The sequence below is a fragment of the Chroococcidiopsis thermalis PCC 7203 genome (assembly GCF_000317125.1).
GTDB lineage: Bacteria > Cyanobacteriota > Cyanobacteriia > Cyanobacteriales > Chroococcidiopsidaceae > Chroococcidiopsis > Chroococcidiopsis thermalis.
This window is the reverse complement of the sequence record NC_019695.1, coordinates 5,796,459-5,823,075: the sequence shown is the minus strand read 5'-3', so window position 1 is coordinate 5,823,075 and position 26,617 is coordinate 5,796,459. Positions and strand designations below refer to the sequence as shown.

Genomic DNA, 26,617 nt, shown 5'->3' with positions numbered 1-26,617 from the left:
GGAGCAGAGGGGAAGAGGGGGGAGAGGGGGGAGAGGGGGGAGAAGGGGAGTAATTACCAATTACCAATTACCCATTACCTATTACCCATTACCCATTACCCACACCCTACACCCCTTCTTCATGCACCACACACCACTCTTCACTACTCGCTTGCCAAATAACATTTAAACCCAGAATTCCCAATCTTTCACATCGCCAGCAGTAAAAATGTAAGTCAATGCAAAAACTTGGGAATACTAACTGTTAAGAATAACCCTTGGAGAATTCAGAATTAACTGGTCACTGGTCACTGGTCACTGGTAACTGATAAAGGCGATCGCTAAATCATAGTAGGAAAATGACGGTGAAAGATTCACTGCCTAGTAACGAAATAGATAGACTTCATGCCCTACAGCGGTACGATATTCTGGATACTTCACCAGAACAGGCGTTTGACGATCTCACTCGTTTGGCTGCCCAAATTTGCCAGACTCCTACAGCACTCATTAGTTTGGTCGATGCCGAGCGCCAATGGTTTAAGTCTCAAGTTGGTTTAACTATTCCAGAAACTCCTCGTCATATTGCTTTTTGCGATCGGGCAATTGCCGAACGCCACTTACTGATCGTGCCTGATGCTTGCCAAGACGAGCGTTTTGCCGACAACCCGCTGGTAACTGGAGAACCCAAAATTCGGTTTTATGCGGGCGCACCACTGGTGACATCGGACAATTTTGCTTTGGGAACTCTCTGCGCGATCGACTACGTACCTCGCGAGTTGAGTCCCCAACAATTGGAGGCTTTGGAAATTCTGGCGCGTCAGGTCATGACACAGTTGGAGCTAAGACGGAATTTCATCGATTTACAGCAGGCACATCAACAGCAGCGGCAAACTGAATTTGCCCTGCGACAGAGCCAAGAACGTTATCGAGATTTATTTGAAAATGCTAACGATTTGATTCAATCGGTTACGCCAGATGGCAGATTTATCTATGTTAACCGCGCCTGGAAAGAAACTCTTGGCTATAGCGAAGCAGAGCTTGCCGAGCTAAAAATTTACGACATTATTCATCCCGATAGCTTGTGCCACTGCCTCGAAGTCTTTGGGCGCATCATGGCTGGCGAAAAATTCGCGCAAGTTGAAACAATTTTTGTCACCAAGCAAGGCGAAAAAATTTGGGTAGAAGGTAGCATCAACTGTCAATTTGTCGAGTCTCAACCAACGGCGACTCGCGGAATTTTTCGTAATATTAGCGATCGCAAAGCTGCGGAATTAGCCCTACATGATGCTTATTGTCAGTTAGAAACCAAAGTTGCCGATCGTACTGCCGAACTGGTCAGCATCAACCAGCAACTCCACAGTGAAATGGCAGAACGTCACCGCGCTGAGGCAGAAGTCCGGCTGTTACAAAAAATCGCTCAGGCGATCGGAGATGCCCAAAACTTCCATGCTGCTCTGGGAGTGGCACTGCGTCAGATCTGCGAATTTACTGGTTGGAGTTATGGTGAGGCATGGATTCCTAGTGCAGAAAACGATATCCTTCAGAGCAGTCCTGCTTGGTATGGCAAGCATTACAACGTCACAAACTTCCGTAGTTCGAGCAAGAAATTTAAATTCTCCCCTGGCGTTGGTTTAATCGGTCATGTTTGGCGATCGCAGCAACCGCATTGGGTTCCGAGTCTAGAAGACGAGACTGAGATGGCGATCGTCCGCAGCCATTTAGCACGGGCTGCTGGTCTCAAAGCAAGTTTAGCCATTCCGATCGTCGCCGATCGCGCTGCGGACAGATCGGAAGTACTTGCTGTTATCGCCTTTTTCATGTCCGAATCTTGCACTGAGGACAAGCATCAAGTCGAGATCGTCTCAACTGTGGCTACCCAGCTAGGCGGATTAATGCAACGCAAGCGAGCGGAAGAAGGACTACACGACAGCGAATCTCGGTATCGTGCTGTAGTCAAGCAGACTGCCGAGGGAATTTGTCTCGTCGATATCGAGACAAAACGTATTTTGGAAGCAAATGATGCTTTTGCGCGTTTCCTCGGTTATTCTCCCGAGCAGCTTTTACAACTGACGCTATACGATATTTTCGCAGGCGATCGCCTGACAATCGATCGCAATGCCCAGCGCGCGCTGAGGGGAAAAAATCTATTTTTAGGAGAAGTGCCACATCACCGCAGCAATGAGAGCGTGGCTTATGCAGAAGTTCATCTCAACTCAATTTTTTATGGTGGCAAAGAAGTTTTTTGTATCGTTGCCCACGATGTCACAGAACGCCAGCAAGTACAAGAGGCACTGCGGCAGAGCGAGGAGCGGTTACAAGCAATTTTAGATAACTCTACGGCATTAATTTACGTCAAAGATTTAGAAGGTAAATATCTCACGATCAATTCTTGGTACGGGATTCTGTTCCATTTAGATCGAACTGAGGCAATTGGCAAAACTGACTACGAGATCTTCCCGCCAGAAATTGCTGAGGTGCTGCGAACCAACGATCGCCAGGTGTTAGAGACAAAATCGGCATTGGATTGGGAAGAGGTACTACCCCACGATGACGGTTTGCATACATACCTTTCAGTTAAGTTTCCCTTATTCAATGCTGCTGGCGAACCCTACGCTGTTGGGGGTATCTCTACCGATATTACCGAGCGCAAGCGAGCAGAAGAAGCTCTCCGTTCTAGCCTTGCTACTAACCGCGCTCTGATCAATGCGATTCCCGATTTAATGTTCCGCATGAATGGCGATGGAATTTTTGTCAACTACAAAGTTTCTAAAGCAGAAGAGTTAATTGTCCCGCCAGATCGGTTTTTGGGCAGACGAATTGATGAAGTACTGCCACCAGAAATCGCTCAGCCGACGATGTATTACATTCAGCAAGCCTTAGCTACGGGAGAATTGCAAATCTTTGAATACCAACTTTACACCGAAGATGAATTGCGCGATTACGAAGCGCGAATTGTCGTGAGTGCAGAAAATGAAGTGATGGCGATCGTCCGCAACATTACCGATCGCAAGCGAACTGAAGCAGAAATGCAGCACACGCTGGCTAAAGAAAAAGAACTTAGCGAACTCAAGTCTCGCTTTGTCACCATGACTTCTCACGAATTCCGCACGCCATTAACCACTATCCTGTCTTCAGCCGAATTGATGGAAGATTTCGGCTCTCAATGGGCAGAAGAAAAGAAACTGCTGCACTTACGGCGCATTGTCACCACCGTCAAGCACATGAATCAACTTTTAGATGATGTTTTGTTAATTGGGAAAGCCGAAGCGGGAAAACTAGAGTGTAACCCAATCGAACTCGATATCGTCCAGTTCTGTCGCGAGCTAGTAGAGGAGATGCAAATGATTACTGACAGCCACACAATTCACTTGAATTCTCAATGTGAATCTAGCGAGGTGGCGTTGGATGAAAAGTTATTGCGCCATATTTTGATTAATTTATTATCAAATGCAATTAAATATTCTCCTACTAGTAGTATCGTCAGTTTCAATCTGAATGTTGATGCAAAAAAAGTGATCTTTCAGGTGCAGGATCGAGGTATTGGAATTCCTAAGATCGACAGAGAACAGTTGTTTCAGTCTTTCTATCGGGCTAGCAATGTCGGCACGATCTCCGGTACGGGTTTGGGTTTAGCTATTGTCAAAAGAGCAGTCGATTTGCACTGCGGCAATATTACTGTCGAAAGTGAAGTTGGAGTAGGAACAACTTTTATAGTTTCTCTTCCTTATGAAAGCAGTTAGGAGTCACGAAAAATTCATTTATCAAGACATGAGGGTACGAGGTATTTCATTTTGACGATTGAGTTCTGAATGCTAATTTTTGAATACCTCATTAAAACACAGTTTTTAACTCTAAATTAATTAGGAAAGATCGACATGAGCCGAATTTTAGTGATTGAAGATGAACTATCAGTGCGAGAAAATATACTCGCCCGTTTGGAAGCAGAAGGATTTGATACGATTGATGCAGAAAATGGATTGAAAGGCTATCAGATGGCATTAGCGCATAAGCCAGATCTGATTATTTGCGATGTGATGATGCCAGAAATGGATGGCTATGGGGTATTAACTATGGTACGTCAAAATCCGCTCACAGCATCAACTCCATTTATTTTTTTAACGGCTAAAGCTGATAAATTAGACGTGCGCCAAGGCATGGAAATGGGAGCAGATGACTACATCAGCAAACCATTTACACGCACGGAACTATTGGGGGCGATCGCGGCGAGATTGCAAAAGCAGGCATTTGTCGCCCAACAGTCAGAAAAAAAGCTAGCCGAGTTACGCAGAAGTATTACCGATGCTCTACCGCAAGAACTATTGTTACCTTTAAGCGAAGTCCTAGCTTTTTCTAAAGTCCTAGTTGAAAGTTACGATACAATAAAACCTCAAGAACTATTAGAAACCGCCCAGAATTTACATAATTCTTCTCAACGCCTGCAAAGAATGATTGAGAATTTTATTATGTACGCTCAAATTGAACTATTAGCAACTAATCCTGAAGAACTACAAGCTTTACGCAGTTGTCAAACCCTCAACCCTAGCGATATTATCTTTGCTATAGCAATTCAAAAGGCAAAACAATATCAACGAGAAGCAGATTTAATTTTACAAGTTGCTAATTCTAACGTCAAAATTGCGAAGCGAGACTTGAAAAAAGCGATCGAAGAAATTATCGACAATGCTTTTAAATTCTCTGAAGCTGGCACATCTGTTCATGTCAAAGCTGCCACTGAAAAAGATGGATTCAAAATTAGTATTACTAACTACGGACGCGCTATGTCTAACGAACAAATTGCTAGTATTGGCGGTTATATGCAATTCGAGCGCAAATTTTACGAACAACAGGGTTTAGGCTTGGGTTTAATTTTGGCAAAACGCATCACAGAATTACATGGAGGTAAATTATTTATTGAAAGTGGCGGGACAGAATTGAAAACGACTGTCAGCGTGTTGTTGCAACGTTAGATGTAGAGACGTTGCGTGCAACGTCTCTACATCTTCACGTCGTATATTCAGCGTTAATCTTCACGTAATCGTAGCTGAGATCGCAGCCCCAGGCTATGCCAGAACCGAAACCACTGCCAATGCTGACGGCAATTAAAACGGTTTCGTCTTGAAAGCGATCGCCTCCGCTTTGACGCTCGAAAGCTTGTGTTTCTCCATCTTTAACCGCTAATAATTCGTTGCTCTGGGCAGTACTAACGGTTTCTACTTGAGACTTTTGTGCTGCTTTTTGCTTTAAGTATGCACTAGCAGCAGCGCGATCGAAGTCTAAGGGCTGTCCGTTTTCCATTAAGAGAAAATCTCCTAATTGAATTCTGAGATGTTCCTGCTCGAAAGGTACTCCCGCACGTCCCGCCGCAGCTGCAATTCTACCCCAGTTGGGATCGCGTCCGAAAATGGCTGATTTAACTAGAGAAGAACCAGCGATGGTTTTTGCTACCTGACGCGCGGCTTTTTCGTCGGTTGCCCCTGATACTTGCACTTCAATTAAACAAGTTGCCCCTTCACCGTCGCGGGCGATCGCTTTGGCTAGATGCTGGCACACGGCTGTGAGCATTGCTTCTAATTTTTCTGCCTCTGCACCCATTTCGGTAATTGCTGGGGTGCGCGATTGTCCGTTGGCTAAGGCAATTAAACAATCGTTGGTACTGGTATCGCCATCAACGGTGATTTGGTTAAAACTTTTATCGGCAGCTCGACTCAACATATGTTGCCATAATGCGGGAGAGACAGCCGCATCGCAGGTAACAAAAGCTAACATCGTTGCCATGTTGGGGTGGATCATGCCCGAACCCTTAGCAATACCACCAATTCGCACGGGGCGATCGCCCATTGTTGTTTCTAAAGCAATCGATTTTGTGACTAAATCTGTAGTGACGATCGCTTGTGCAGCCGCATCTCCACCTGTTTCGGAAGCCTCTGCAACTAGTTGGGGAATGCCTGCGTGCATCTTGTCCATCACAATTCTTTTGCCAATTACCCCAGTAGAGGCAAGCAACACCGATTCTGAGGGAATACTCAATGCTTGCCCCAGTGCCATCGCACACTCTAGGGCATCCAACCAGCCTTGAGAACCCGTAGCAGCATTAGCTTGCCCTGCATTGCAAAGAATTGCACGGGCGCTGGGTTTGTCTTGTAACCTTTGCTTGCAGTAATCGACACAAGCAGCACGGACTTGAGATGTGGTAAACACACCTGCGGCGATCGCTTCTACATCTGACAAAATTAGGGCTAAATCTGGTAGTCCTGAAGGCTTTAACCCCGCTCTAATGCCTGCCGCTTTGTAACCCCTTGGCGCAGTGATTCCACCGCTTATCTCATGCCATGCCATGTTGCCTGTCTCCCAACGCATAGCCTGCGATTATATCAGAAGGGGTGAGGGGTAAGGAGTGAGGAGTGAGGGTTTTTGGGAATTAAGGGTGGTGTCAGCTACTAAAACTCCCAGGAAACCGTTCCTTGCACGGTGAATGGTTCGCCATAGAAAACGCGAAGTCTGCTTGTCGCGGCTTCAAAGTAATCTGCGTCAAAGAGATTCCTAAAATTTAGAGCAGCTCTGAAGCGATCGCGCTTGTAAAAAATCGAGGCATCAGTGCGAAAATAGCTAGGAAGTTGAAATGTATTAGCCAAATCGCCTTGCTGTTCTCCTACAAAATATAATCCCAAGCCAAAGCCTAACCCTTGCAAAGAACCTTGTTGAATTTCATAGGTTGTCCATAAGTTAAAAGCATTTTCAGGAGTACTACTCAGGCGATTATCAACATCAAAAGTTTCATCTTCTGTAATTCGCGCATTTGTGTAAGCATAGCCACCAAATACGTTCCAACCTGGTAGAATTTCACCCGAAATATTTAGTTCAATACCTTGGCTCTTTTGCTTGCCTGTTTGGATAGAAAAACCCTCATTGATTGGGTCATCGGTTAACACGTTAGAGCGGCTTAGATCGTATAAGGCAAGAGTTGCAGATAGTCGATCATTCAAATCTGCTTTAACTCCAACTTCGTATTGCGTTCCCCGTTCTGGTTGAAATTGGCTGCCATCAAAGGATCTGCCGATTGCTGGTGTAAAAGATCGAATATAGCTGGCATAAAGAGAAATCGGCTCAATTGGTTGGTAAACGATACCTAGACGGGGACTAAAAGCATCTCCAGTTTGCTCTTGTTCTGTGTCTTCAATGAAATCTTCTGTGGTTTGCTTAAAGGTATCAAATCGACCACCCAATAGTAACTTAAGATTGTCTGCTAACGTAATTTGGTCTTGAATATAAATGCCCAGTGAATCTGTCAGCGTAGAATCATCACCCCTAGTAGTAATAGAACCTAGCGGTTGACCGTATACGGGATTAAAAAGGTCAAGTGGTGCAGCAGTTCCAGTGTTACGCTGTTGTCGGTATTCATTTAGCCGATATAGATCGACACCAAATAGAAGTTGGTGTTGAATAGAACCAGTGGAAAAATTCCCCAAGACATTTGTGTCTAAGTTAAAAGTGTTGTCGTCAAATTCACCAAGCTCATAGCCACGGTTGAGGGTGCGATTATCAGGAGCGAGGCTTGTAGCAAATAAAAATTCTCGATTAATTCGATACAGGGTGGCGAGAAAGCTATTTCTGATTGACCAATTCTTACTCAATTTGTGTTCGAGACGATAGCCAATTTTACTCGTTGTAACTTTCATGGTATTATCGCCACCAGTAGAAGATTCACTAAAATTTAAGTTACGTGGTAATCTGCCAATACCAGTAGGTAAAACCGTACCAACCGCAGGTAGACCCAGCAAGAAGAACAAGTCCCATTCGCGGTACTCTGCTTCTAAGGTCAGCTTTGTATTTTTACCAATATCAAAGCTTAAAACGGGTGCAATAAAGAAAATTTTATCTTGTTGGAAATCAATAAATCCTTTGTTATCTTGATAGGCAGCATTGAGTCGGTAGGCAATTGTTTTAGAGCTGTTTAATGGTCCAGACAAATCGATCGCGCCTCGATAAAAGTCATAGTTGCCGATCGTCCCTTCAACCGCATAGAATGGCTCGCGCAGTGGCTGTTTTGTCACAATGTTAATCGTTCCCCCTGGACTCCCCAAACCAAATAATACTGAAGCTGGACCTTTCAATACTTCAACGCGATCGATATTGGCGAACTCAAGCCCAAACCCTCCACGCGGATCTCTCAATCCGTTACGCAAGAGATTTCCAGTAAAGCCAGAAGACTGAAACCCTCGAATAGTTACTGCCCCGTCTCTAACATAAGATGCTCTGGTTCCAGTCACGCCGCTGACATTGCGGGTAGCATCCTCTAAACTGTTGATATTTTGGTCGCGCAGCACTTCTTGCGGTACTACCTGGATTGATTGTGGAATATCGCGTAAAGGCGTGTCAGTTTTAGTGCCAGTGCTGGTATCTGTAACACTATATCCATCTTGCTCGCCCGTCACCACAATTTCCATTTCTTCCCCTGGCGCTGTATCTGCTGGTTCGGGTGCAGCTGGTGGAGTGCTTTCGCCTTCTGCCTCTGGTGTCGTTGCTTCTGGCTGGGTAGGAGTTTGCGGTATGGTTGGAGGTGATACGGGTGTTTGAGCTGTAGGAGCGGCGGGGGCGGCTAAACTGAGAATGCTATTGCCATTACTCTGCCTCACCTTTGCTGTTGGCAATCCTTCAGAACCGATCGCAGTTATCCGAATACCATTGTTTCCTTGTGGAGTAACGCTAACAACCGCAATTCCAGTGTTGGGGTTTTCTTGACGAAAGCTGTTGCCTTCTGGTAAATCTAAGCGAGCATTGGTAATGTTGGCAACAAAAGTTTTTCCATAACCGGAAGTCACAATACTGAGTGGCTGCTTGCTTGTAGTTTCCAAGAATATTTCCAAACCACTATCCGTTTGGTTCAGTCGCACGCTTGTAACGGTTACGGGCGATGGAATACTTATGCTTGACTGAGCAAAAACTCGTACCTGTACGACTGGAACGATCGAAAGAGAAAACACACCTGCTAGAAATAGCGATCGCCACCACAATTTCAACATCACTCACACCAAACTGAGAAGAATTGTCAAAAACAATACAGGATGGTAAGCGCGATCGAAAGATATTTTGGCGGTTGGAGGAACTTTTTTTGAGCGCTAGAAGAACTTTTTTCGCTGCATCTGATAAGTCTTAGGATTGAAACCAAATTTTTTTCTAAATGCCTCCGCAAAATAGCTTTGATTGTTAAATCCCACGGCAGCAGCAACTTCAGCTACTTTCATTTCTTTAGTTTCTAACAGTTGACGCGCTTGCTCTAGCCGATAGTGGTGCAGGTAAGCAAAGGTAGGTTTGCCAAAACAAGTGCGAAATCCCTCTTTAAGCGCGCGGCTATTTAGCCCTACTTGTTGCGCTAGGTCTATCAACGATGGCGGATTGTCAAGTTTTCGTAATAAAATTTCTCTAGCATGGTGAATTCTCTCCACTACATCAGGCTTTAAGGAGTAAGATTCGCCGCTACCTTTCCAGATTTCTATTTCCTCCACAACTACCATTGCCATCAATTCTAGGGCTTTGCTTTCTAGGTATAACCGTTTGGCAATTCCTTGATAGGGACACTGTACAATTTGCCGCGCCACTCTTTGCATTGCCAGTGAAGCATTTCCCCTACGACAGTAATGTTCCCGATCTAACTGTCCGATCCACGGCTGCAATGCTGGTGGTAATTCTCCTGCCTGGTTACTGGCAAAAGAGTACAGCACCTCTGGCTTTATATGTACGATCGCTTCCAGATAGGGTTGCCTATCCGAACAATCACAAGTTCTATGCGGATCGATGCCAATTCCAAATAACCCATATTCGCCGCTACCAATAGATGCGCGACGATCCTCATGTCTACCTGAAAAATGAAAGTGATACTGGATGTCCTGTCGTTCCTGTTCGGGGTGTTTTGTCACCATGCGATCGCGTAACTGAAGATCTCCAATCGTCAACTCTAGTCCCTGTCGCAGTTTAATTTCCCGCCAGTAGCCCTGTCCTAGCGGTTGTGGATACTTGTACATCACATCCAACGGATCGTCAGGATCGGGGTGTTGCGTTAGCGAAGCTGACCGAAGGTATCGCTCCACAGTCTCCTGAAATAGGTCGTTGAGGGCTTGCTGGGAGATAGTGATAGTCATGAGGGTTCAGCCATGCAGATAAGAGGCTTTGAGGATTAATAAGAAATTATCGCATTAAAGCCTTTTGGCGATCGCCTCATGCGTTACCAACAGGAAAGCTAGTTAAAATTCCCAACCAACGGAGCCAACGATCGTAAAGGGCGCACCTCTTTCAAGAAAAAATCTTCCTGAGCCAGAGCTGATATAGTCCGTATCAAACAGATTACGGATATTGATCGCCGCATTAAACTGACCTCTGCGGTAATAAAGCGCGGCATCGGTACGGAAGTAATCGTCAATTTTAAACGAGTTATCTAAATCTCCTTGCCGCGCCCCCACGTAAAATAGTCCTAAGCCAAATCCCAAACCTTGCAAACTGCCCGACTGGATCTCGTATGTTGTCCACAGACTAGCTTGATTCTCTGGCACGCCTACCAATCGATTACCGACTGGAAAGGTGTTATCCTCAGTCACTTCTGCATCAGTATAGGCGTATGAAGCGATCGCCTTCCACCCTGGCAAAATCTCCCCCGCAATATCCAACTCAATTCCTTGACTTCGTTGCTTCCCAGTCTGTATGGACAACTGGGGGTTGTTCGGATCGTCTGTTATCACATTTGTCTTGGTGAGATGGTACGCCGCTAAAGTCGTGGAAAGCCTACCTTCTAACCAATCTGCTTTAATGCCCACTTCGTACTGAGTGCCCCTGGTTGGATCGAATCCTAAAGCACTAGCACCAGAGCCAGTTTGGGCGCGAAAGGAGCGACTGTAGCTGGCGTAGAGAGAAATCGTATCACTGGGTTGATACACTAACCCAATCCGAGGACTGAAGGCTCCGTCATATCTTTCTGATTCATCCGTTGGATTTTCTAGGCTGAAATCAATAGTTTCAAGCGAGCTGGATATCCAATCATAACGACCGCCAATCAGTAGTTTGACGCGATCGCCAAGCGCGATCTGATCTTGAAGGTAAAGCCCGTAAGAATCAACTTGGTTCTCAAATTCAAAAAATGGCTCAGATTCAGGTTCTGGAATATCGTAGTTGGGGTTGAGGATATCTAGAACTGGTAGATTTGTGAAAAGACCCTGATAACTATCAGTAAAATCATTGAAATCAAAGCCGAAAAGTAGCTGATGTGAAATCGATCCTGTATTAAACTTACCCAGTAGATCGATCTGTGCAAAATAGTTTTTGTAGCCGTAGTCGGCGTCATAGCCTTCTATGGTGGCGAAGCGATCGTCTTCGATGGCAGTAGCATATATTTGTGTGTCTTTCGTATCAGCGTCCAATGCCGCAAAAGCACTACGAATTTGCCAGTTGTCATTAAATTCATGAGTTAGCGTGTAGCCAAATCTTTGAGCAGAGATATCAACATCTTGTAAATCGGGATAGCTAATATAGCGATTTCGAGGGGTAAGACTACCATCACTCAGAAGCGCACTGGAGCCTTCGGGAGGATTGCCAGAAAAGTCCGTGTACTCGTAGTACAAATTCAAATTTGTTCGCTCGCCTAATTTCCAGGTAATTGAAGGTGCGATCGTAGTTTCGTCTGTGTTGACAAAATCTTGAAAACCGTCTGTACTTTCATAACCAGCGATGAAGCGATAGAGCAAATTTTTATCTTCTGTCAAAGGTCCTGATAAATCTATTTTAGGTTGATAAAAGTTACGGTTTCCCACTTCAAATTCAAGATTGTAAAAAGGTTCGCTCAGGGGTTGTTTAGTGGTCACGTTGACAATTCCACCTGGTTCTAAACCGCCAAACAGAACTGAGGCTGGTCCTTTGAGGACTTCCACTTGTTCAATTGTTCCAATTGGACTGCTGAGGATGTAGAAATTAGGAGCATCTCGATAGCCATTACGAAAATTTCCATCCTGCTGAAATCCTCTAATGATTCTACCTCCCGCAGATGAACCGGATATGCTTCCGGCACCAACAACGCCACTAACCGTTTCCAATGCCTGGGTTACATTTCTCACATTGCGGTCTTCAATCACCTGTTGCGGCACTACCTGAATCGATTGGGGGATGTCGCGCAAGGGCGTGTCTGTTTTGGTAGCAGTTGAGGCATTAGGGACGCTATATCCAGTTTCTTCTTGTTCGCCTGTCACCACAATTTCTTGTTCCTCGTCCCCTGCTGCCGTTCCATCTTGTGGTGCGGGTGCTTGTGGTGCGGGTGCTTCCCCTTGTGCTTCTGGTGTAGATTCCCCTGGTTGAGTCGGAGGTTGAGGCGGTGCGGTTTCCCCTTCTGGTGGCGCTGGTATGGGTGTTTGAGCTGTGGGAGCAGTAGGAGCAGTTAAACTAAGAATACTATTGCCATTACTCTGCCTTAATTTTGCTGTTGGCAATCCTCCAGAACCGATCGCTATTACCCTAATCCCATTTGCTCCTTGTGGAGTGACGCTGACAACTGCAATTCCTGCGGTGGGGTTGTCTTGACGAAAGCTTTTTTCTTCTGGTAAGGCTAGTTGTGCGTTAGGAATATTGGCAACATAAGTTTTTCCATAGCCGGAAGTTACGACAGATAAAGACTCAGAGCTGGTAGTTTCTAGTAAGACTTCCAAACCACTAGCAGTTTGGTTCAGCCGCACGCCTGTGACTGTAACAGGCGATCGCATCTCGATGGCAGACTGGGCAAAAACCCGATCTTCTACGCATACTACAGGAACGATCGAAACAGAAAACACACCCGCTAGAAATAGCGATCGCTGCCACAGTTTCAACATCACTCACACCAAAATGAGAAGAATTGTCAGAAACATTACCAAACTGGTTGATGTAATTTGAAGGCTTTTTTATCGCTAGGCGGATTACTTTTTGTCGCTAGACGGATTTTTTGTGTTGCATTTGATACTGCTTTGGACAAAGACCGAATTTTGTTCTAAAGGCTGCGGCGAAGTAGCTCTGACTGCGAAACCCAACAAGATCGGCAATTTCTGACACTTTCATTTCTCCAGTTTCTAGGAGTTGACGGGCTTGTTCCAGCCGATAGCAATGCAGGTAGCTAAAGACTGTTGTGCCAAAACAGTGACGAAATCCTAACTTGAGCAGATAATCATTTAAACCCACTGCTCTTGCTAATTCGATTAATGAAGGCGGGTTATGCAATCGTTTCAGCAAAATATCTCTAGCATGGTGAATTCTTTCTATCACATCTGGCTTGAACAGGTGAGGACTGGATTTCTTATCCTGGATTTCCAGTTCTTGTCCAACCAACATCGCCATCAACTCTAAAGCTTTGGCTTCCAAATACAAACGCTTGGCAACTCCCCGATAGGGACATTGCAAGATTTGCCGCGCTACTGTTTGCATGGCTAATGTTGCAGTTTTGCAGTGATAGTAACACCGCTGATGTGGCTGCCGAATCCACTGTTGCAACTCTGAAGCTAATTGCCCATCTCGATCGCCTGCAAAAGAGTACAATAAGTCGGGCTGCATGAAAATAATCAGCTCCAGATAGGGCTGTCGATCTGAATCATCAACTGTCTTTTTCGGCTCTAGTCCACTGCCAGAAAAAATGTATTGTCCTCCACTAATGGATGTGTATTTATCCTCATGTTCGCCTGAAAAATGAAAGTGATACTCTAACCACGGATGTTCCTGTTCTGGGTATGTTATTAGCAGGCGATCGTGCATTTGGATACTTCCGATCTCCAACTCCAATCCTTGACGCAGATAAATTCTCCGCCAGTAACCCTGTGCTAACTGTCGCGGGTATTTGTAAACCACATCTAGCGGATCGTCTGGATCGGGGTGTTGAGAATGCTCTACTGTCTCACCAAATAAGTCTTCGTATGCTTGCTGAGAAATGGTGATAGTCATGACAACGGAGGCATAGAACTTAATAAGAAATTATCTCATTAATTCCTTTTTCTACTTGAAGCGATCGTAGCTTTTTCAGTTATCAGTTATCAGTTATCAGTTACTTGCGCTCGGAATGCAGGGGAGAAAAACAAGAAAGCCTCTTGCCAACTACCAACTACCCATTACTACTATTCACTGCTCGCTGAAAAAAGCCAAAAAAAAAGAGAGTCAGTTCGGTGACTCTCCCAATCATCAGGGTGCATCTACTCAGTAGAATATAACAGGTGGTGTGTAAAGAATCTTACGGCTTTCTACGGGATTTTCTTAAAGATCCGATGAAGAATTGCTGTTTTTGGAGGAAGCAGAGAGCAGCGAGCAGGGAGCAGTAACCAGTTATCAGTTATTAGTGGCTAGTAAAAGCGCGGCTGGAGACTAGAAAAAATTCCAGCTACTAGCCACCAGCCACTCATCAATACCCAACAACTACCAACTACCAACTACCTATTACCCATTGAGCTTTTCCGCTAACAGTTGGTTTGTCAGTTTCGGATCTGCCCTTCCGCCTGTTTGCTTCAGCACTTGCCCAACAAAAAAGCCGAGAAGCTTGGTTTTGCCGTTACGGTACTGTTCTAGTTCTTTGGGATTGGCAGCAATGACTTGCTCTACAATCGCTTCTATGGCGCTGCGATCGGAAATTTGAATTAATCCTTTACGTTCTACTAACTCCTTCGCCGAACCACCTTGAGCTAGCAGTTCAGGCAAGATATCTTTAGCAATTTTGCCGCTGATTGTATTGCCTTCAATCAACTGAATCAATTCGGCAAGAGTATTTGGTTTGAGGGCAAGTTCGGTAATGTTGAGCTTATTGCTATTTAAGTAAGCTGCAATATCTCCCATAATCCAGTTAGCAGCTTGTTTTGCCGAGGCTCCAGCCGCCACAGTTGCTTCAAAATATTCCGCTACCGCTCGCTCATCGGTTAGTACGCGGGTGTCGTAAGCGGAAAGTCCCAGTTCGCTTTCATAGCGATGGCGTTTTTGGGCTGGTAATTCTGGCAACTCAGCACGCCATTTTTCTAACTGTTCTTTGGAAACTTCAATCGGCGCTAAATCCGGTTCGGGGAAATAGCGGTAGTCGCTAGAACCCTCTTTAGTCCGCATACTAACAGTGCGTTGGCTGCCTTCTTCCCATAGCCTGGTTTCTTGAACAATTCTTTCTCCAGACTCTACAGCCGCAATTTGCCGTTCGATCTCGTATTCAATCGCCCGTTGAATGGCGTTGAACGAGTTCATATTTTTAATTTCTACCTTCGTGCCAAACTCTTTTTGTCCGACAGGACGCACGGAGATATTGACATCGCAACGTAAAGAGCCTTCTTGCATGTTGCCGTCACTGACATCCAAATAGCGCAAGATCCGGCGTAGTTCTTGGGCGTATTCCGCCGCTTCTTGTCCAGAACGCATATCGGGTTCTGAGACAATTTCCACCAAAGGCACGCCAGCACGATTGTAGTCTACTAAAGAGTAAGTAGAACCAGACAGGCGATCGCTACCCCCGTGTACTAACTTGCCTGCGTCTTCTTCCATGTGCAAGCGCGTAATCCCAATTCGCTTACTGATAGGGTTGTTATCCGCATCGAGAAGTTCGATTTCTAACCAACCGTGTTCGGCAATTGGCAAGTCATACTGAGAAATTTGATAATTCTTCGGTAAGTCGGGATAAAAATACTGTTTGCGATCGAACTTGCTATAAGGTGCAATTTGGCAATTTAACGCCAAACCCGCCTTCACTGCGTATTCCAATACCTTCTCATTCAATACGGGCAACACTCCAGGTAAACCCATACAAATCGGATCGATATTTGTATTTGGAGGCGAGCCAAACTCTGTAGAACTGCTAGAAAAAATTTTCGTATTCGTATTCAGCTGGCAATGGGTTTCTAAACCAATAATCGCCTCATATTTAGTTTTTGTCGGTGCAGCAGTAGTCATATCTTTTATTTGCCGCTGTGATTGTAATACTTTCCAATCTTTACACTTCTCTGGTTTTTGGTCACGCAAAGACGCAAAGGCGCTAAGAATCTTTTGCGTCTTCGCTACGCCAGTCGCGGGACTCGGGGGAAACCCCCGCACGGCGCTGGCTCGTCTTTGCGTGACATTTTCTCAGACAAACTTTAACTAAGTGATACTGCAATAATATCACATTGACATTATGAACGAACTAATTATATCGTTGTGATATCACATTAAAATCAGGTAACAAAAATCTATGGAGCGATTAAAGGAGCGTCCTGCCTTTAAGGTTGATGGTTTTGTGGCGTTGGTAGTATTAGGTGCGATCGCAATTTTGGCTATTTGGTGGCTGTGGACGACTATCCACGGATGGGAGGCAATCTTAGGTAGAACTCTGAAAATTACCGATTTTCTGGGAGAAGACACCGCAGCAGAAATAAGTGCATGGCTGGGAGCAACTCTAATTGCAGTCGTTATCCCTACATTTTCAGGCTTCTTTACGGTGGAACCAAACCAAGCAGTTGTAGTAACATTTTTGGGTCGTTACGCTGGTAGCGTTAGAGAAGCAGGATTTTGGTGGACTAACCCTTTTACCCGCAAACGCAAGATTTCATTGCGAGTACGCAACTTTAACAGCAAAATTCTCAAAGTCAATGACGCTCAAGGTAGCCCAATTGAAATTGCAGCCGTGGTAGTTTGGCAAGTTGTAGATTCTGCCAAATCCTATTTTGAAGTAGACGACTACGAAGAATTTGTTGCCATCCAAAGTGAAACGGCAATTCGTGCCTTAGCGATCCGCTACCCTTATGACACAGGTGATGATGAGAGTATACCTTCGCTGCGAGGCATTCCTGACGAAGTAGCGCGATCGCTGCAACAAGAATTACAAGCACGGTTAGAAGTTGCGGGGGTAGAGATTATTGAAGCTAGGCTTTCTCACCTTGCCTACGCGCCAGAAATTGCTCAAGCAATGCTCCGCCGCCAACAAGCTAAAGCAATAATTGACGCTCGACGGCAGATTGTAGATAGTGCTGTAGGGATGGTTGACGAAGCATTGAGAAGGTTAAGCGAACAACAAATCGTCGAATTGGATGAGGAACGCAAAGCTACGATGGTGAATAATTTACTTGTGGTTTTAACCTCGGAACAAAACGCTCAGCCTGTAGTCAATACTGGTAGTTTGTATACATGAGTCAAAAAAAAGATTCTTGCTGCGTCTAGATCTAAAACTGTATGAAGTATTAGAAAAATGGTCGGCTGACGAACTCAGAAGTGTCAATGCTCAAATTGAATACTTACTCACAGACGCGGCAAGAAAAACGGGAAGATGGAAGGAAGATCGGCACAAGAAAGTTTCTGAATCTCTCCCAGAAAATACAGATTCGGAAGATTTAGAGTGATGAGGATATCGAGATGTTTAGTTCAAAATATCGAAGTTTTAGCAACGAAATTTCGATCGTGCTGAAACTACTTCAGACAAATCCCCAAAAAGCCGATTGTGAAGAGTACATTTTGAAGTTTAAACAAATTTGAAGATTTTGTTAACCAACCTACTCTTCCAGAGCTGAAATGCCATACTTCTGCTAATAATGGCGATTGACGTTTATTTTCAGGCTATTTATGAGTAACAACGGGAATCAGGCTCAGCTAGATTTAATTGAATCCTCTCCACACGCAGGTCAGAGATATTGGGGTTTGGTTGAGGTAATAGAAGAAGGAGAAAATTATCGAATTAATCGGATTGAAATTAAACCGAAGCACCGCATAAAATCGCAAATTCACTACCATCGCAGCGAACATTGGGTTGTTGTTTCTGGTACGGCTAAAGTTAATTGCGGTGATGATGAGAAGTTACTACATCGCAATGAGTCAACATACGTACCTGTAGCAACGCTACACAGTATTGAAAACCCTGGGGCAATTCCTCTAATTTTACTAGAAATTCAAAATGGCGAATATATGGGTGAAGATGATACCGAACGTCCTTACGATTTGACTTAAGATTATCTACCTGCGAAATCAATTCTTCATCTCTCATATTCACCACACTGCTGAATTAATTTCGCCACTAAACCCGTCCAACCCGTCTGATGATTTGCCCCTAAACCCGCACCATTATCACCATGAAAGTATTCGTGAAACATAATTAAATTGTGCCAGTGTGGATCGGTTTGGAACTTTTCTAGATCTCCATAAACTGGTCTTTTCCCCGATTCATCTTGCAGAAATATTTTAATCAGTCTTTGCGACAATTCCTGAGAAACTTCCCAAAGGTTCATTTCGCGACCCGAATCAGTGGGAAACTCAATTTTAAAATTATCACCTAAATAATAATGAAACTTTTGTAATGCCTCAATTATTAGGTAGTTAATCGGAAACCAAACGGGACCTCGCCAATTAGAATTACCACCAAACATGGCATTACTTGATTCTGCTGGTTCGTATTTGACATGATATTCTTGTCCGTCTAATTTCATGGAATAGGGATGAGAAGCATGATATTTAGATACGGAACGAATACCGTAGGGACTTAAAAATTCGTTCTCATCTAGCATTGTTTTCAAAATGCAGCGCAACTTATTTTCTGCTTCCGTTCCTCCTGGTGGTTTATAACAAATTGCTAATAGCCTTCTTGCACCAATTCCTTTTGTTTCCATACAAGCAACATTTTGACGCAGATCGGGGCGATTGTTAATAAACCACTCCATGCGTTTTTTAAAACCAGGCAATCGTTCTAAAACGTCTGGTTCTAAAGTTTCAACAGCCAATAAGGGAATCAGTCCTACAAGACTTCGCACTTTCAGGACTATATCCCCATCAGCGGGAACGTGGAGCATATCGTAATAAAAACTATCGTCTTTATCCCACAAACCTTTGCGTTCCTCTCCCATACTATTCATCGCATCAGCAATGTAGAGGAAATGCTCGAAAAATTTACTGGCAGTATCTTCATAGGCGGGATTTTCTTTAGCTAATTCTAACGCGATCGCCAGCATATTTAAACAGTACATACCCATCCAACTCGTACCATCTGACTGCTGTAAATAGGCATCAGTAGGAACTTGGGTACTGCGATCGAATACTCCTATATTATCCATTCCCAAAAACCCGCCTTGAAAAACATTTTTACCAGCAATATCTTTGCGATTTACCCACCAGGTAAAATTGAGTAATAGCTTTTGAAATACCCGTTCTAAAAATAAGCGGTCGGCGCGTCCGTAGATCTTTTGTTCGATCTTATATACGCGCCACGTCGCCCAAGCATGAACGGGCGGATTGACATCGCTAAAATTCCATTCGTAAGCTGGTAATTGCCCGTTAGGATGTAAATACCATTCTCGCGTCAAACGACTTAATTGACGCTTGGCAAAATCAGGATCGATAATGGCAAGAGGAATGACATGAAAGGCTAAATCTCAAGCTGCATACCAGGGATATTCCCACTTATCGGGCATGGAAATAACATCATCGTTAAATAGATGAATCCAATCAGTATTTCTCACGTTTTGTCGCGATTTTGCTGGTGTAGGATGAGCCGGATCGCCTTGCAGCCATTCATGGATGACATAATAATAATATTGTTTAGCCCATAGCATCCCCGCAAAAGCCTGTCGCTGGATATTGCGTCGATCTGGTGTTAATTGACAAGGAGAAGTAATGCGATCGTAAAACTCGTCTGCTTCTTGAATGCGAGTTTGAAATATTTGCTCGAAATCTTTACCAAATGGGGTAACTAAATAAGGAGAGTCGCACAGACGTAGGCAAATAGTTACGGTTTCACCTGCGGCAATATTTAGGTTATAATTGGCTGCAAATTTAGTACCAATTTGTTGAGGATCGATCGCGGTTTTATCGCGATTAATAAGATAATCGTTAATTCCGTCTTTGACAAAATCAGATTTATTTTCGACCCCGAACAATTTTTGGTAGTTCGTATCATTCTCAGTAAATAATAACTCTGCTGTACCTTCACAATACAACCAGCGATCGCCTAAACTAGGATGAGTAGATTCGATAATACTCAGATTGCTATCTTGATGCAGCTTTTTCAGTCTGGGTTTAGCGGTTTCGGCTCGTCCCCAAGCCCAAGTATTGCGAAACCATAATGTAGGCAATAAATATAAATTTCTAGTTTCCAAAGCACGATTAGCGATACTAATTTTAATTAAAATATCTTCAGGTGTATTTTTGGCATATTCAACAAAAACATCAAAATAAGTGTTATTGTCAAATATTCCTGTATCAAGTAATTCAAATTCACGATCGCGCTTGCTGCGATTTTGATTTTCTGTCACTAATTGAGTATAGGGAAAAGCTTGCTGAGAATATTTATAGAGATATTTCATGTAAGAGTGAGTGGGAGTATTGTCAAGGTAAAAGTAACATTCCTTGACATCTTCGCCGTGATTGCCTTCATTACCAGTTAAACCAAACAGCCTTTCCTTTAAAATTGGATCGACACCATTCCAAAGCGCGATCGCAAAACACAAGCGTTGGTGATTGTCGGAAATACCTGCAATTCCATCTTCACCCCAGCGATAAGCGCGAGAACGCGCTTGTTCGTGAGAAAAATAATCCCAAGCCGAACCATCAGCACTGTAATCTTCGCGGACTGTTCCCCATTGTCGTTCGCTTAAATACGAACCCCAGCGCCGCCAGTGTGCTTTGCGATCGCGGTCTTCTTGTAATCTTTGTTCTTCTTGAGTCATGATGAGAATGAGGAATAGAGGATATGGGAGACAAAGAAAATTAGTAATTTTTGACTTTCTTACATAACGTCTTTGTTTTTTGTTCTCACTCGCTGATATAATTCTTTCATCACCGTAATAAAGGAAGTATCTTTTTGCCAAAAAGCGGGATAGTCCCCCTGTTTTTTCACGACAATTGCTGGAATAATTGCTGGTTCGGCAACTTCAATATTTGATGGTAAGCGCTTAGTTCCAAGCCAGAATTCTCTAGAATGCATCTGCTCGGTTACAGGCACTTGTTCGAGTTTTGTATAGTAAGATGTTTCTGCTACTAAAGGAGTTTCTTTAGTAGTTAATTCGGCAGATAAAATTTGTCCTAAAGGAGATTTCACGAGTTCTGACTGCAATTCTTCCTTAGATAAACCCCTCAATTCAAATAAGAGAAATGGGTTATGGTCGAGTTGAGATGCAACTAAGTAATAAACACCTGCAATATGTTTGCAAGGGTTAGCATAATCGGGACAACTACAGCTCGTTTTAAAGTCTTTTCTACTATGCGGTAGTAAATGCAATCCTAAGTCAGCAAAAGCTGAGTCAATACTGTCTGGCACTTCATTCATTAACAACTTTGATACAAAACTTGCTTTAGAAGAAACGTATTTAATTGCCTTTGACCAACTCGCTTTGTCAATTGGAGTAATTTCGATTTTTGTATCGTATTTTGGTTCTTTATATACCCCAAAATAGGGATTTATCGAACCTCTCACCTTAGCCGTAATTTTGTTGCCGTCAATTTTATATTCAATGATTTTACCATTGCTAGCATAGGAACGTCCGCGCCCCAGCCTACCAGAATCGCTGAATGCTTCTAAGGCTTCAATGAAACGTTTTCCCCACCAAGTTCGACTGAATTTAGCCACGATCGCTACTCCAATATTGCAGTTTTATTTAATGCAATTAGTTGTTTAAATGCTTCATTATCGAGTTCTGTCAGCCAAGACTCATCATTACCAACAATCGCAGAAGATAGCTTTTTCTTATCGGCGATCATTTGGTCGATGCGTTCTTCTAACGTACCCATTGCAACGAATTTATGTACGAAAACATTCTTCTTTTGACCGATCCGAAAAGCTCTATCTGTCGCCTGATCCTCTACTGCGGGGTTCCACCAGCGATCGAAGTGAAAAACATGATTGGCTTTAGTCAGAGTGATTCCCACTCCTCCCGCTTTTAAAGATAGAATAAATACCGATGGTTCTGTTTCAGGGTCTTGAAACTCGGCGATCGCTTCTTCTCTTTTATTACGGTTTGTCCCACCGTGAATGTAATAAGTATTGTAATGACAATTGTGCTTCAAATACTTTTCTAAAGGGTCGCAAATTTCTTTAAATTGACTGAAGATCAACATACTTTCTCCTTCAGCAATCGCCTCTTCTACCATTTCTATTAAACGGCTAAGTTTGTGCGATCGCTCTGGAGAAAATTCGCTACTATCTTGTAAAAACTGTGCCGGATGATTGCAGACTTGTTTGAGTTTCAATAAAGTCGATAGAATTAGCCCTTTGCGTTGAATTCCCTCTGATTCTTCAATTTGCTTTGAGACATCTTTTACGACAGCTTCATAGAGCGAAGCTTGTTCTTTTGTCAAGTTACAATATAAATTTTGTTCGACTTTATCCGGTAAATCATTAATAATCGATTTATCAGTTTTGACTCGCCGTAAAATAAACGGTTCGACTAGTTTCTTTAAACTACTAGATTTGACTTTACTATTATCTTTTTGAATTGGGATTTCAAACGATTTCCGAAATTGTGCTTCTTTTCCCAAATAACCTGGATTGAGAAAATTGAAAATCGACCATAAATCTAATAAGCGGTTTTCTACAGGCGTTCCCGTTAAAGCTAGTCGATGTTTAGCTTGTAATTTTAAAACGGCACGAGTTTGAGCTGCTTTCGGATTTTTGATATTTTGGGCTTCATCTATTACTATGCGCTGCCACGTTACACTACTTAAAAGTTTTTCATCTTTACGAGCAAGAGTAAATGAAGTAATTACCACATCGTGGTTGAGGCAGGTGGCTTTAAATTCAGCTTCATCTTTGAGGCGATCGCTACCATGATGTACCATTGCTTGTAGATGTGGTGCAAATTTAGCAATTTCCCGCAGCCAATTTCCTACGACTGATGTAGGTGCAATTAATAAAGTTGGTGGTGTAGCAATCGCTTCTTTTTCATTGATGATTCTGGTAATCACTTGTACCGATTTTCCCAGTCCCATATCATCAGCTAAACATCCGTTGATCCCTAAAGCTTCTAAATATTGCAGCCAAGCTACACCACGTTTTTGATATTCCCGTAAAGTACCTTGCAACTGCGGCGGATCTGAAATTGGTTCTAGCTTGCTTTTGTCCTGCAACTTCGCCATCATTGTTGCTAAAGCATCATCGTGGTCAACTTCTAATTCATCTTCTGATGCTGCTAATTTCATTAAATCGAGTAGCGACATTTCTGGCTGTTCTTTAGCTTGAGATTGCCAAAATTCCAACATTTGCCGCATTTTATCTTGGTCTAATTCTATCCACTGACCCCGAAATTGTACGAGCGGGGTTTTAGCATTAACAAGTTGCTGCCATTCTTTTTGCGTGACAGCCTCACCGCCAATTGCCAATTCGTATTGATACTGTACTAGAGAGTCTAGACTGAAATATCCCTGGTTTGCAGTTGTCGATTTAGCGCCGCGTGAAGACGTTTTGAGACGAATCTTGGCGCGACGACGACCTTCAGGAGTCCACCAAGCAGGAACGATAACTTTGTAGCCTGCATCTTCTAATACCCAGGCGTTTTCTTTGAGAAATTCAAAGGCTTGTGTCAAACTTAGTTGTAACCCAATCGGGCGATCGGTTTCTAATCCCTCCCAAAGCAAAGAATACATTCTTGCTGCGTATCCCAAATTCAATAACAAATCGGCTTCAAAATCCGTACCCAAATGTTTAAACCAAGCTTTTTTAGCTCTTTGGTTCATACCCCAATAATCGGATAGCGATAGCTTTAAAGAAGGGTCTTGTTTTGCCGCTACTAAAAAGTCAATTTTCCAATTATCTACGCGATCGGCTGGCGCTTCCTGGAGTTGAAAACAGAGGTCAAAAGGGGTAGCAGTTTGGGTACGGGTAATTTTTTCTTTCCAGGCGTACCACTGTTTGTATTCTATTAAAGCGCGATCGCTTTGTTGGGGAGTATTGTTAGATTGAAAGCATTTTTGCAGCAAGGAATTAGAGATTAAGCTATCAAATGCAGCCGTGGAAGGGGTATGAGTTATAATGTCTCGCAGTAGATATTCGGAAAAGTGTCGCAGCAAAGTTTCTGGAGTAAAAAACTCCACGCGATCGCTCGAAGTTGCCCGTCCCACCGTGCAGATAGCTGGCATATAATCAACATATTTTTGGACGATCGCATCGTATTGTTCGGAGACTATTTCCCAAGCTGGATAAATTTCAAATCGATTAGCTGTCTGTTTGCGTTTACTTTTGGTTGCTGGCAGTTCGCAATATTTCAGCGCTGGGATATATTGGTCTTTGAGGATAATTTCTTTAAAAGCTTGGGTGTAGTGATACCAAAATACTAAATCCGAACCAAATTGAATTTCATCAGCATTATTTAAAGCTAAAAAATGAATGTCGTTGAGCAGTTTAATAATATGACTGACTTGACTATAGCTGTAACTGTTTGTTTTGACGCTGGTATTAACTAGGTAACAAGCAATTGCCCAATATGCAAATCCTTCATTTTCTAGCTCGATGTCATCAAGATATCTGGCTAATTCTGGTGAAGGAAGGGGGCGATCGCTTGCAGTTGGTAGGGCAAAGTATTTAGTAGAAATGCGATCGTTCGTCTTGCTATAAGTAGCTGAGGCAATTCCCAATTGCTCAGTTAAGAAGGCTTCTAGATCTGCTGAAGCCAATTGAAAAGGATGGGTGCGCCGATCGGTGTTGCGACGTTTTTGGACAGTTGAAGTTTCTACCCACAGGTAAAATGCACCATCTTGAATGAAATCAGCTTCGGCAGAGGGAATCCAAGTACCGTGGATGATTTTCATGGATAGATACCAGGTTTTTAATGTGGTGGATTGGCAGGGGGTGTTTGTGCAGCTGTGGGCGTTGGTGATGGCGTAATGCTACCAGACTCGTAATCGCTAGGCAACATTGGCTCTCCTCCTTTTGCTGGAGAGGAATTTGAACTTGGTGCAGCGGGTGTTGGCGATGGTGGTTGGTTGTTGGTTGTTGGGGAGGCTTCTGGTGTTGGTGCTGGTGCGTTCTGGGGTGAGGGTGCTGCTTCTGGTGATGGCTGAGCGTTTTGCGGTGAGGGTGCTGCTTCTGGGGATGGTTGAGCGTTCTGGGGTGAGGGTGATGCTTCTGGGGATGGTTGAGCGTTCTGCGGTGAGGGTGATGCTGCTGGGGATGGGGATGGTGTTGGCGAGGATGGGGTTGGGGACTGCTTAGATGTTGGCGATTGTTCTGGTTTTGGTGTAGGGGATGGTGCAGGTTGAGGTGATTTATTCTTATTTGTCTTTGTCGAGTTACGTTGAGGATTGGTTTTAGGTTGAGTAGGCGTGACAGTTGAGCGATTTCTGGTTGATGAGGTAGCCCTCACTCTACGGTTAAAACCTTGCCCAGCATTATTCCGATCTTGTCTCCATCTGCGAGTGCCAGATCGAATTGTTGGGTTGACGGGGCTGCTGAGATTTTGCGTCCCACTTTGCCCAGAAGTATTGGCTGCTGGCTGTTGCTCGGTAGTATTTTTTACAGGTTGAGTTGGCGGGGGAGCGGTTGAGTTTGCTTTTTGCGAGTTTTCTTTTTGTGGAAGTGTAATGTTTTTCTCATATCTAGCATCGGTGGGCGATGTAGGCTGAGGTGCAGGCTGGCTGGAGCGCGCGGGTATCGAATTTTGAGGTGACTGAGGTACAGACTTAGGAAAAACTGTGCCGATCGCTAGAGTTGCAATGCCAGCGATCGCAGCTAAACCACCACCAATCCACAAACCGCGTAAAAAAGATTGTTTGGCGGGGATCTCCTCGCTCTCGATAGATGGGGGTTCCATAACCGATACTCCAGGTTGGCTGGACTGAGAAAGCCAACTCGGGATCGAAGAATTATGAGTTGGCGATCGCCCGCCACCCGTCAGACCACCTGAGAAACTTTGGGAATAAGTATGAGGCAATAGTTCCAGCCAATCGGCTACGGTAGCAGGTCGATTGACAGCTTCAATCTCCATCCCCAAAATAATCGCTCGTTCCACGTCAACACTTAACCGAGGATTGATTTGGCGTACGTTGGGCATAGGGATGCGATCGCGCAGGCTAGCGGCAACTGGTACTTTGGCTGTCAAGATCGCGTATAGCGTTGCTGCTAGGGCATAAACATCTGTGGCTGGAGTACGGGGGGCATGGGCGAGATACTGTTCTATGGGTGCGTACCCTTCTGAAACCATGTTGGTATGAGTTTGGGTTGAACCTGGAGTAAATTCCCGCGCAATCCCAAAATCAATCAGTACGACTTCCTGAGTTCCCTGGCGCAAAATAATGTTTTGGGGTTTCACGTCCCGATGCAGCAAGTTCTTCTGATGCACGACTTCTAATGCCGCACCAATCTGCCGAATGTAGTGAATTGCCAGCGTTTCTGGCAAGGGACGATCTGGAAACACCACCTTGGCGAGAGTTTGCCCAGGAATATAATCCATCACCATGAATGGCAAGCCGTCCTCAATGAAGAAGTCGCTGACTCGCACAATATTGGGGTGGACGCAGGCTGCTAAGCGTCGGGCTTCATCCTGAAATTGGCGCTGAAACTTAGCAAATTGCGGCGCTTGCCGGAGCAATTCATTCAGCGTTTTGACTACCACTGGTTGCCCTAAAAATTGGTGGGTGGCTTTATAAGTAATGCCAAATCCCCCCCGTCCTATTTCTTGTTCCAGGGTATATTTCCCACGCTGTAATGTTTTGCCAGCTAGCATACTCCCCTCAAGAC

The 26,617-nt window shown here is 44.1% G+C and carries 14 protein-coding genes and 1 pseudogene; 5 read left to right on the top strand and 10 right to left on the bottom strand.

Features of this window, described 5'->3' with window-relative positions:
* Positions 1-344: 344 nt before the first annotated feature.
* Both CHRO_RS30055 and CHRO_RS25365 read left to right on the top strand, forming a co-directional pair.
* Positions 345-3,719: a PAS domain S-box protein gene (locus CHRO_RS30055; RefSeq protein WP_181245449.1), complete on the top strand. Its 3,375-nt coding sequence runs from the start codon at positions 345-347 to the stop codon at positions 3,717-3,719.
* A 135-nt stretch (positions 3,720-3,854) separates the two neighbouring features.
* The gene (locus CHRO_RS25365; protein WP_015157088.1) at positions 3,855-4,946 is read left to right on the top strand and encodes a hybrid sensor histidine kinase/response regulator; all 1,092 of its coding nucleotides are present in this window, start codon (positions 3,855-3,857) and stop codon (positions 4,944-4,946) included.
* A 34-nt stretch (positions 4,947-4,980) separates the two neighbouring features.
* On the opposite strand, the gene argJ is transcribed toward CHRO_RS25365, so the two are convergent.
* The 6 genes from argJ to gatB form a co-directional block, all read right to left on the bottom strand.
* Positions 4,981-6,336 (bottom strand): bifunctional ornithine acetyltransferase/N-acetylglutamate synthase, encoded by a 1,356-nt coding sequence (argJ, locus tag CHRO_RS25360; RefSeq protein ID WP_219336025.1) that lies wholly within the window; start codon positions 6,334-6,336, stop codon positions 4,981-4,983.
* Between the two features lie 80 nt (positions 6,337-6,416).
* The gene (locus CHRO_RS25355) at positions 6,417-8,999 is read right to left on the bottom strand and encodes a TonB-dependent siderophore receptor (RefSeq protein WP_015157086.1); all 2,583 of its coding nucleotides are present in this window, start codon (positions 8,997-8,999) and stop codon (positions 6,417-6,419) included.
* Between the two features lie 96 nt (positions 9,000-9,095).
* A complete protein-coding gene (locus tag CHRO_RS25350; RefSeq protein WP_015157085.1) occupies positions 9,096-10,115 on the bottom strand; it encodes a helix-turn-helix transcriptional regulator in 1,020 nt (339 codons plus the stop codon).
* Between the two features lie 102 nt (positions 10,116-10,217).
* Complete coding sequence (locus CHRO_RS25345) at positions 10,218-12,821, bottom strand: TonB-dependent siderophore receptor (protein WP_015157084.1); 2,604 nt, start codon at positions 12,819-12,821, stop codon at positions 10,218-10,220.
* 97 nt (positions 12,822-12,918) lie between these two features.
* Positions 12,919-13,917, bottom strand: coding sequence for a helix-turn-helix transcriptional regulator (locus CHRO_RS25340; protein WP_015157083.1), 999 nt, complete (start codon positions 13,915-13,917; stop codon positions 12,919-12,921).
* A 486-nt stretch (positions 13,918-14,403) separates the two neighbouring features.
* Positions 14,404-15,888 (bottom strand): Asp-tRNA(Asn)/Glu-tRNA(Gln) amidotransferase subunit GatB, encoded by a 1,485-nt coding sequence (gene gatB, locus CHRO_RS25335; protein ID WP_041463524.1) that lies wholly within the window; start codon positions 15,886-15,888, stop codon positions 14,404-14,406.
* 277 nt (positions 15,889-16,165) lie between these two features.
* Between gatB and CHRO_RS25330 the strand changes: the two genes are divergently transcribed.
* The 3 genes from CHRO_RS25330 (at position 16,166) to CHRO_RS25320 (ending at position 17,910) form a co-directional block, all read left to right on the top strand.
* Complete coding sequence (locus CHRO_RS25330; RefSeq protein ID WP_015157081.1) at positions 16,166-17,101, top strand: SPFH domain-containing protein; 936 nt, start codon at positions 16,166-16,168, stop codon at positions 17,099-17,101.
* On the top strand, positions 17,094-17,309 hold the full coding sequence (locus CHRO_RS25325; protein WP_051033307.1) for a hypothetical protein: 216 nt from the start codon (positions 17,094-17,096) through the stop codon (positions 17,307-17,309). The genes CHRO_RS25330 and CHRO_RS25325 overlap by 8 nt, the downstream gene beginning before the upstream one ends.
* 220 nt (positions 17,310-17,529) lie before the next feature.
* Positions 17,530-17,910: a phosphomannose isomerase type II C-terminal cupin domain gene (locus tag CHRO_RS25320; protein WP_015157079.1), complete on the top strand. Its 381-nt coding sequence runs from the start codon at positions 17,530-17,532 to the stop codon at positions 17,908-17,910.
* A gap of 26 nt (positions 17,911-17,936) precedes the next feature.
* Here the strand turns inward: CHRO_RS25320 and CHRO_RS34960 are convergent.
* The 4 genes and pseudogenes from CHRO_RS34960 to CHRO_RS25300 all read right to left on the bottom strand — a co-directional run bounded on the left by CHRO_RS34960 (position 17,937) and on the right by CHRO_RS25300 (position 26,603).
* Positions 17,937-20,618, bottom strand: a pseudogene (locus tag CHRO_RS34960) (MGH1-like glycoside hydrolase domain-containing protein).
* A gap of 59 nt (positions 20,619-20,677) precedes the next feature.
* Complete coding sequence (locus CHRO_RS25310; protein ID WP_015157078.1) at positions 20,678-21,517, bottom strand: SWIM zinc finger family protein; 840 nt, start codon at positions 21,515-21,517, stop codon at positions 20,678-20,680.
* 5 nt (positions 21,518-21,522) lie between these two features.
* The gene (locus CHRO_RS25305) at positions 21,523-24,690 is read right to left on the bottom strand and encodes a DEAD/DEAH box helicase (protein WP_015157077.1); all 3,168 of its coding nucleotides are present in this window, start codon (positions 24,688-24,690) and stop codon (positions 21,523-21,525) included.
* A gap of 17 nt (positions 24,691-24,707) precedes the next feature.
* A complete protein-coding gene (locus tag CHRO_RS25300) occupies positions 24,708-26,603 on the bottom strand; it encodes a serine/threonine protein kinase (protein WP_015157076.1) in 1,896 nt (631 codons plus the stop codon).
* Positions 26,604-26,617 lie beyond the last annotated feature (14 nt).

Bases quoted from the DNA above. Each gene is read 5' to 3' on its own strand.
- argJ (WP_219336025.1), bottom strand. From the start codon at position 6,336: ATGCGTTGGGAGACAGGCAACATGGCATGGCATGAGATAAGCGGTGGA.
- gatB (WP_041463524.1), bottom strand. From the start codon at position 15,888: ATGACTACTGCTGCACCGACAAAAACTAAATATGAGGCGATTATTGGT.
- CHRO_RS25350 (WP_015157085.1), bottom strand. From the start codon at position 10,115: ATGACTATCACTATCTCCCAGCAAGCCCTCAACGACCTATTTCAGGAG.
- CHRO_RS25355 (WP_015157086.1), bottom strand. From the start codon at position 8,999: ATGTTGAAATTGTGGTGGCGATCGCTATTTCTAGCAGGTGTGTTTTCT.
- CHRO_RS25345 (WP_015157084.1), bottom strand. From the start codon at position 12,821: ATGTTGAAACTGTGGCAGCGATCGCTATTTCTAGCGGGTGTGTTTTCT.
- CHRO_RS25305 (WP_015157077.1), bottom strand. From the start codon at position 24,690: ATGAAAATCATCCACGGTACTTGGATTCCCTCTGCCGAAGCTGATTTC.
- CHRO_RS25330 (WP_015157081.1), top strand. From the start codon at position 16,166: ATGGAGCGATTAAAGGAGCGTCCTGCCTTTAAGGTTGATGGTTTTGTG.
- CHRO_RS25340 (WP_015157083.1), bottom strand. From the start codon at position 13,917: ATGACTATCACCATTTCTCAGCAAGCATACGAAGACTTATTTGGTGAG.
- CHRO_RS25300 (WP_015157076.1), bottom strand. From the start codon at position 26,603: ATGCTAGCTGGCAAAACATTACAGCGTGGGAAATATACCCTGGAACAA.
- CHRO_RS25365 (WP_015157088.1), top strand. From the start codon at position 3,855: ATGAGCCGAATTTTAGTGATTGAAGATGAACTATCAGTGCGAGAAAAT.
- CHRO_RS25320 (WP_015157079.1), top strand. From the start codon at position 17,530: ATGAGTAACAACGGGAATCAGGCTCAGCTAGATTTAATTGAATCCTCT.